At 70.4% G+C, this 6170-nt stretch carries 8 protein-coding genes and 1 pseudogene; all 9 read left to right on the top strand.

The genetic code is table 11. The features are described from left to right. Positions 1 to 137: 137 nt before the first annotated feature. The gene (locus I73_RS18025; RefSeq protein WP_022981892.1) at positions 138 to 1994 is read left to right on the top strand and encodes a nickel-dependent hydrogenase large subunit; all 1857 of its coding nucleotides are present in this window, start codon (positions 138 to 140) and stop codon (positions 1992 to 1994) included. Positions 1995 to 2013: 19 nt separating this feature from the next. Continuing rightward, on the top strand, positions 2014 to 2583 hold the full coding sequence (locus I73_RS18020; protein WP_022981891.1) for a HupE/UreJ family protein: 570 nt from the start codon (positions 2014 to 2016) through the stop codon (positions 2581 to 2583). Between the two features lie 28 nt (positions 2584 to 2611). Beyond that, positions 2612 to 3346, top strand: a complete 735-nt coding sequence (gene cybH / locus I73_RS18015) for a Ni/Fe-hydrogenase, b-type cytochrome subunit (RefSeq protein WP_022981890.1) — start codon at positions 2612 to 2614, stop codon at positions 3344 to 3346. A gap of 74 nt (positions 3347 to 3420) precedes the next feature. Then, positions 3421 to 3765 (top strand): HigA family addiction module antitoxin, encoded by a 345-nt coding sequence (locus I73_RS28845; RefSeq protein ID WP_022981889.1) that lies wholly within the window; start codon positions 3421 to 3423, stop codon positions 3763 to 3765. A 28-nt stretch (positions 3766 to 3793) separates the two neighbouring features. After that, positions 3794 to 4486 carry a HyaD/HybD family hydrogenase maturation endopeptidase gene (locus I73_RS18005; protein WP_022981888.1) on the top strand — a complete coding sequence of 231 codons (693 nt, stop codon included), beginning with the start codon at positions 3794 to 3796 and terminating at the stop codon, positions 4484 to 4486. A gap of 11 nt (positions 4487 to 4497) precedes the next feature. Beyond that, positions 4498 to 4821, top strand: coding sequence for a HypC/HybG/HupF family hydrogenase formation chaperone (locus I73_RS18000; RefSeq protein ID WP_022981887.1), 324 nt, complete (start codon positions 4498 to 4500; stop codon positions 4819 to 4821). Positions 4822 to 4876: 55 nt separating this feature from the next. After that, complete coding sequence (locus I73_RS17995) at positions 4877 to 5353, top strand: hydrogenase (RefSeq protein WP_022981886.1); 477 nt, start codon at positions 4877 to 4879, stop codon at positions 5351 to 5353. Between the two features lie 19 nt (positions 5354 to 5372). Further along, positions 5373 to 5774, top strand: a pseudogene (locus tag I73_RS34890) (hydrogenase expression/formation C-terminal domain-containing protein); the annotation flags it as partial. Between the two features lie 172 nt (positions 5775 to 5946). Beyond that, positions 5947 to 6170, top strand: a 224-nt coding sequence (locus tag I73_RS34885) for a hydrogenase expression/formation C-terminal domain-containing protein (RefSeq protein ID WP_374701964.1), incomplete at its 3' end; no start/stop codon positions are given.

Raw genomic sequence — 6170 nt, 5'->3', positions numbered from 1 at the left:
CGCCGCCGGCGTGTTGGGGGCTGCCGTCGCGGCCCATGCCGCCGTCTCGGCCGTCAAGCGCCTGAGCACCAAGCACGACCAGACCACCGACGCCTGAGCGCCGCCACCCCACACCGAAGAATCACCGAGGAATTTCCATGGGCGTCATCGAAACCCAGGGCTTCAAGCTCGACAACACCGGCCGCCGCATCGTGGTGGATCCGGTCACCCGCATCGAAGGCCACATGCGCTGCGAGGTGAACGTCGACAAGGACAACATCATCCGCAACGCCGTCTCCACCGGGACGATGTGGCGTGGCCTGGAGGTCATCCTCAAGGGCCGCGACCCGCGCGATGCATGGGCCTTCGTCGAACGCATCTGCGGCGTCTGCACCGGCTGCCACGCGCTGACCAGCGTGCGCGCCGTGGAGGACGCGCTGGGCATCAAGATCCCGCTGAACGCGCACCTCATCCGCGAGATGATGGCCAAGACGCTGCAGGTGCATGACCACGCGGTGCACTTCTACCACCTGCATGCGCTGGACTGGGTGGACGTGGTCTCGGCCCTGAACGCCGACCCGAAGAAGACCAGCGAGCTGCAGCAGCTGGTCTCGCCTTCGCACCCGCTGTCCTCGCCGGGCTACTTCCGCGACGTGCAGAACCGCCTGAAGAAGTTCGTGGACGCCGGCCAGCTCGGCCCCTTCATGAACGGCTACTGGGGCTCCAAGGCCTATGTGCTGCCGGCCGAGGCCAACCTGATGGCCGTCACCCACTACCTGGAGGCGCTGGACCTGCAGAAGGAATGGGTGAAGGTGCACACCATCTTCGGTGGCAAGAACCCGCACCCGAACTACCTGGTCGGCGGCGTGCCCTGCGCCATCAACCTGGACGGCACCGGTGCGGCCGGCGCCCCGATCAACATGGAGCGGCTGAACTTCGTCGAGGCCCGCATCCAGGAGATGATCGAGTTCAACAAGAACGTCTACCTGCCCGACGTGCTGGCCATCGGCACGCTCTACAAGCAGGCGGGCTGGCTGTACGGCGGCGGCCTGTCGGCCACCAACGTGGCCGACTACGGCACCTACGAGAAGGTGCCCTACGACCACAGCACCCAGCAGCTGCCCGGCGGCGTGATCCTGAACGGCAACTGGGACGAGATCCTGCCGATCGACCCGCGCGACCCCGAACAGGTGCAGGAGTTCGTGACCCACAGCTGGTACCAGTACGCCGACGAGACCAAGGGCCTGCACCCCTGGGACGGCGTGACCGAGCCCAGCTTCAAGCTGGGCGCCAACACCAAGGGCACGAAGACCGCGATCGAGAACATCGACGAATCGGCCAAGTACTCCTGGATCAAGTCGCCGCGCTGGCGCGGCCACGCCGTGGAAGTGGGCCCGCTGTCGCGCTACATCCTGGCCTATGCCCATGCCAGCAAGGGCAACAAGTACTGCCAGCGCCCCAAGGAGCAGCTCGAGTTCTCGGCCCAGATGATCAACAGCGCCATCCCCAAGGCCCTGGGCCTGCCGGAGACGCAGTACACCCTCAAGCAACTGCTGCCCACCACCATCGGCCGCACCCTGGCCCGCTGCCTGGAAGGCCAGTACGCCGGCGAGATGATGTACGACGACTTCAAGCAACTGGTGGCCAACATCAAGGCCGGCGACACCGCCACCGCCAACGTCGAGAAGTGGGATCCGTCCACCTGGCCCAAGGAAGCCAAGGGCGTGGGCACCGTGGCCGCACCGCGCGGCATGCTGGGCCACTGGATCAAGATCAAGGACGGCAAGATCGAGAACTACCAGTGCGTGGTGCCCACCACCTGGAACGGCTCGCCGCGCGACGCCAAGGGCCAGATCGGTGCCTTCGAGGCTTCGCTGATGAACACGCCGATGGTCAACCCCGAGCAGCCGGTCGAGATCCTGCGCACCCTGCACAGCTTCGACCCCTGCCTGGCCTGCTCCACGCACGTGATGAGCGAGGACGGCTCCGAGATGTGCACCGTCAAGGTTCGCTGATCAGACAAGGAATTTCCCCATGAAACGCATCCTGACCGCCACCGCCCTGCTGGGCACCGCGACGCTGGCCCTGGCCCACCCGGGCCATGGCGCCGAGACCCTGGCCGACGGCCTGGCCCATCCCTTCGGGCCGGACCACCTGCTGGCCATGGTCGCCGTGGGCCTGTGGTCCGCCGCTGCCCTGCCCGGCGCCCGCCGCTGGCTGGGCCCGCTGACCTTCCTGGCCGCCATGAGCGTCGGCGCCCTGCTGGGCGTGGCCGGCGTGGTGCTGCCCGGCGTGGAAGCCGGCATCGCGCTGAGCGTGGTGATGTTCGGCGCCATGCTGGTGATGGGCACCCGGCTGAACGCCGGCGCCGGCCTGGGCCTGATCGCCTGCGCCGCCCTGCTGCATGGCCTGGCCCACGGGGCCGAGCTGCCGGCCGGCCACAGCTTCGCGGCCTACGCCGCCGGCTTCCTGGTCACCACCAGCGCCCTGCACCTGGCCGGCCTCGGTCTGGGTCAGGCTCTGCGCCGGGCCAAGGCCGTGGTCTGGCAGCTGCTGGGCAGCGGCATGGGCCTGGCCGGCCTGCTGATGCTGGTCCGCATCTGACCGCCCCGCGTCGGGTCAAGGAGACACCATGAACGCACGCTCCACCTCGGCTGCGGCCGGCGACGCCACGGGCACCGACCCGAGCGCCGTCGCCCGCGGCGCCTCGATCAAGTCGGTCTACGTCTACGAGGCCCCGGTGCGCCTGTGGCACTGGATCAACGCCACGGCCATCACCGTGCTGTGCATCACCGGCTACTTCATCGGCAGCCCGCTGCCGACGATGCCCGGCGAGGCCAGCGCCCACTTCCTGATGGGCTACATCCGCTTCGCCCACTTCACCGCCGGCTACGTGCTAGCCGTCGGCTTGCTGGGCCGGATCTACTGGGCCATCGTCGGCAACCACCATGCCCGCGAACTGTTCACCCTGCCGGTGTTCAGCCTGGCCTACTGGAAGGAGGTGATCACCATGCTCAAGTGGTACGCCTTCCTGATCCCCCAGCCCAGCCAGTACGTGGGGCACAACCCCATGGCCCGGATGGCGATGTTCTGCGGCTACTTCCTGTTCACGCTGTTCATGATCGCCACCGGCTTCGCCATGTACGGTGAAGGCCTGGGCATGGACTCGTGGGCCAGCCACCTGTTCGGCTGGGTCATCCCGCTGATGGGCCAGAGCCAGGACGTGCACACCTGGCACCACCTGGGCATGTGGGGCATGGTGATCTTCGTGACGCTGCATGTGTACGCCGCGATCCGCGAGGACATCATGGGTCGCCAGAGCATCATCAGCACGATGGTCTCGGGCTACCGCACCTTCAAACGCTGATCATGGGCCCCCAAGACGCTGCGCGTCGCCCCCCCGAGGGGGAGCGTTCGGCTTGGGGCGGCCCTGCGCCGAACATGACCGCGTCGTCCACCCGTCCCCCCGCACCGCCGGCCGGCGTGCCGCTGCGCGCACCGCAGCACCCGGGGCGCTTTCTGGAGCGCCATTACTTGGTGCCGCTGGGCCTGAGCCAGAGCGAGACCGCGCGGCGGCTGGGCATCAGCCGCCGCCGGGTCCACGAGCTGGTGCAGGGCCAGCGGGCGATGACGCCCGACACCGCGATCCGCTGCGCGCTGGCCTTCGGCCTGCCCGCAGCCACCTGGCTGGCCCTGCAGGCCGACTGGGACAGCTACCACGCCTGGAAGCAGCTGCGCCACGCCGCCCTGCCCAGCCGCGCCCCAGCCCCCGCGCTGGCGGCCTGACCTCTTCCTCCCCCTTCCGAGTCCAGCGATGAACACCTCTTCCGCTCCCGACCTGCCCGACACCGCCTGTCACCCCACCGGTGACAGCCCGGCCGACGACGCCCCCATCGTCGTGCTGGGCATCGGCAACGTGCTGTGGGCCGACGAAGGCTTCGGCGTGCGCTGCGTCGAGGCCCTGCAGCAGCACTGGGACTTCGCGCCCCATGTCGAACTGGTGGATGGCGGCACCCAGGGCCTGTACCTGATCCAGCATGTGCAGTCGGCGCGCAAGCTGCTCATCCTGGACGCGGTGGACTACGGCCTGGCGCCGGGCACGCTGCACCAGGTGGAGAACGAGGAGGTGCCGCGCTTCCTGGGCGCCAAGAAGATGAGCCTGCACCAGACCGGCTTCCAGGAGGTGCTGATGCTGGCCCAGCTGACCGAGCGCTACCCCGAGCAGGTGCTGCTGATCGGCTGCCAGCCCGAGGAGTTGGAAGACTACGGCGGCAGCCTGCGCCCCTGCGTGCGCCAGGCGGTGGACGATGCGGTGGCCCTGGCCGTGGACCGGCTGCGCGCCTGGGGGGCCCAGCCCCGCCCCCGCGCGCAGGCCCCCTCGGCCGAGGAAGCCGTCACCGTGCCCACCCTGTCCATCGAGGCCTACGAGGCCGGCCGCCCCGCCGCCGAAGCCGCCTGCCGCATGGGCGACGAGCGCTTCATGCCGCCCCGCGGCACGGCGGCCTGAGGCGTGACGCCATGTGCATCGGACTGCCCATGCTGGTCCTGGCCACCCGGCCGGGCTTTGCCACCGTCACCGGCCGCGGTGAGACCCGCGAGGTCAACACCGCCCTGGTGGGCGAGCGCAGCCCCGGCGACTGGGTGCTGGTCTTCATCGACGGCGCGCGCGAGGTCATCAGCGCCGAACGCGCTGCCGAGGTCGACGCCACGCTGGACCTGATCGCCCAGGCCATGGGCGACACCGCCCTGCCCCCCGCCACACCCACCGCCGACCCCGGCTTCGAGCTGCCCTCGGCCTGGAGCGCCGAGCAGTTGGCCGCGCTGACCGGCCAGGCGCGCTAGGTGCCATTGAACGCCGCTGAAGCCACCCCCAACCAGACCCACCGCGAGACACCCCATGAGCACCGACACCCTCGACACCCCAGCCGCCGATCCGGCCGAACGCTCCGCCCCCCTGGTGGCCCGCCTGGTGGAGGCCCACGGCGCCACTTGGGTCGACCAGGCCACGCTGGCCGACTTCCTGGCCCGCCCCGGCGACCAGGTGCTGTTCTTCCACGGCGACCCGGTGCGCTTCCCCGAGGTGCTGGACGTGGCCGTGGTGCTGCCCGAGCTGCGCAAGTCCTTCGGCCAGCGCTTCGGCATCGGCGTGGCCACCCGCGCCGACGAGGACACGCTGGCCGCCCGCTTCGCCGTGGCGCGCTGGCCCTCGCTGCTGTTCCTGCGCGACGGCCAGTACGTCGGCGTGGTGGCCGGCATGCTGGACTGGACCGACTACCTGGCCGCGGTGCAGAAGCTGCTGGACACCCCGACCAGCCGCGTGCCCGGCATCGGCATCCCGCTGGTCAGCGCCAACAGCGCCTCCGGCTGCCACTGATTCCCTTCCTGGAACCGCCATGAACCCCAGCTCCACCCGCGCGCCCTTCCCCATCCCCGTCGTGGCCGCCGGCCCCGGCAGCCAGATCGAGGAGGAGACCCTCGACTACATCAGCATGCCCCAGGGCATGGCCACCTACCAGAGCCCGATCCTCCCCGAGCCGGAGGAGATGCGCGGCCGTGACGGCGCGCTGCGCGTGCTGCGCGACACCGAGGCCGCGCTGCAGGCCGCCGTCGCCGGCCAGGCCGCCGCCCCGGTCTCGCTGGCCGGCCTGAGCGAGGCCGAGCTGGCCCTGGTCAACCAGGTGCTGGGCGAAGGCGAGGTGGCCGCCCGCGTGCTGCCCGCGCCGGGCCTGGGCGAAGCCCGCATCCAGGAATCGGTCTTCGCCGGCGTCTGGCGCGTGGTGCAGACCGAGGCCGACGGCACGGTGCAGGACACCATCGAGGTCGGCGACGCCCCGGCCCTGCTGCGCGCCGCCGCCCGCGCCGACGCCCTGGGCAGCCGGCCCGACCTGCTCTCGGCCCCGGCCGGCGTGATGAACGCCCAGCCCATCCTGGCCGAACTGGAAGACCAGCGCCAGCGCTTCGGCCTGCATGCCGAGGCCGAGCGCGCCCAACTGCCGGCCCACGTGGTCAACCTCAGCCTGCTGCCGCTCAGCCCCCGAGGACATCGGCTTCCTGGACCATGTGCTGGGCACCGGCCGGGTGCTCATCCTCTCGCGCGGCTACGGCAACTGCCGCATCACCAACTGCCAGGTGCCGCACACCTGGCGGGTCGTGTACTACACCTCGCAGGACACGGTGATCCCTGACTCCGT

This window comes from Ideonella sp. B508-1 (genome assembly GCF_000333615.1).
Classification (GTDB): Bacteria; Pseudomonadota; Gammaproteobacteria; order Burkholderiales; family Burkholderiaceae_C; genus Ideonella.
The sequence above is the reverse complement of the archived record's forward strand: the minus strand, read 5'-3'. Positions and strand labels throughout refer to the sequence as shown.

Bases quoted from the DNA above. Each gene is read 5' to 3' on its own strand.
- I73_RS18025 (WP_022981892.1), top strand. From the start codon at position 138: ATGGGCGTCATCGAAACCCAGGGCTTCAAGCTCGACAACACCGGCCGC.
- I73_RS18020 (WP_022981891.1), top strand. From the start codon at position 2,014: ATGAAACGCATCCTGACCGCCACCGCCCTGCTGGGCACCGCGACGCTG.
- cybH (WP_022981890.1), top strand. From the start codon at position 2,612: ATGAACGCACGCTCCACCTCGGCTGCGGCCGGCGACGCCACGGGCACC.
- I73_RS28845 (WP_022981889.1), top strand. From the start codon at position 3,421: ATGACCGCGTCGTCCACCCGTCCCCCCGCACCGCCGGCCGGCGTGCCG.
- I73_RS18005 (WP_022981888.1), top strand. From the start codon at position 3,794: ATGAACACCTCTTCCGCTCCCGACCTGCCCGACACCGCCTGTCACCCC.
- I73_RS18000 (WP_022981887.1), top strand. From the start codon at position 4,498: ATGTGCATCGGACTGCCCATGCTGGTCCTGGCCACCCGGCCGGGCTTT.
- I73_RS17995 (WP_022981886.1), top strand. From the start codon at position 4,877: ATGAGCACCGACACCCTCGACACCCCAGCCGCCGATCCGGCCGAACGC.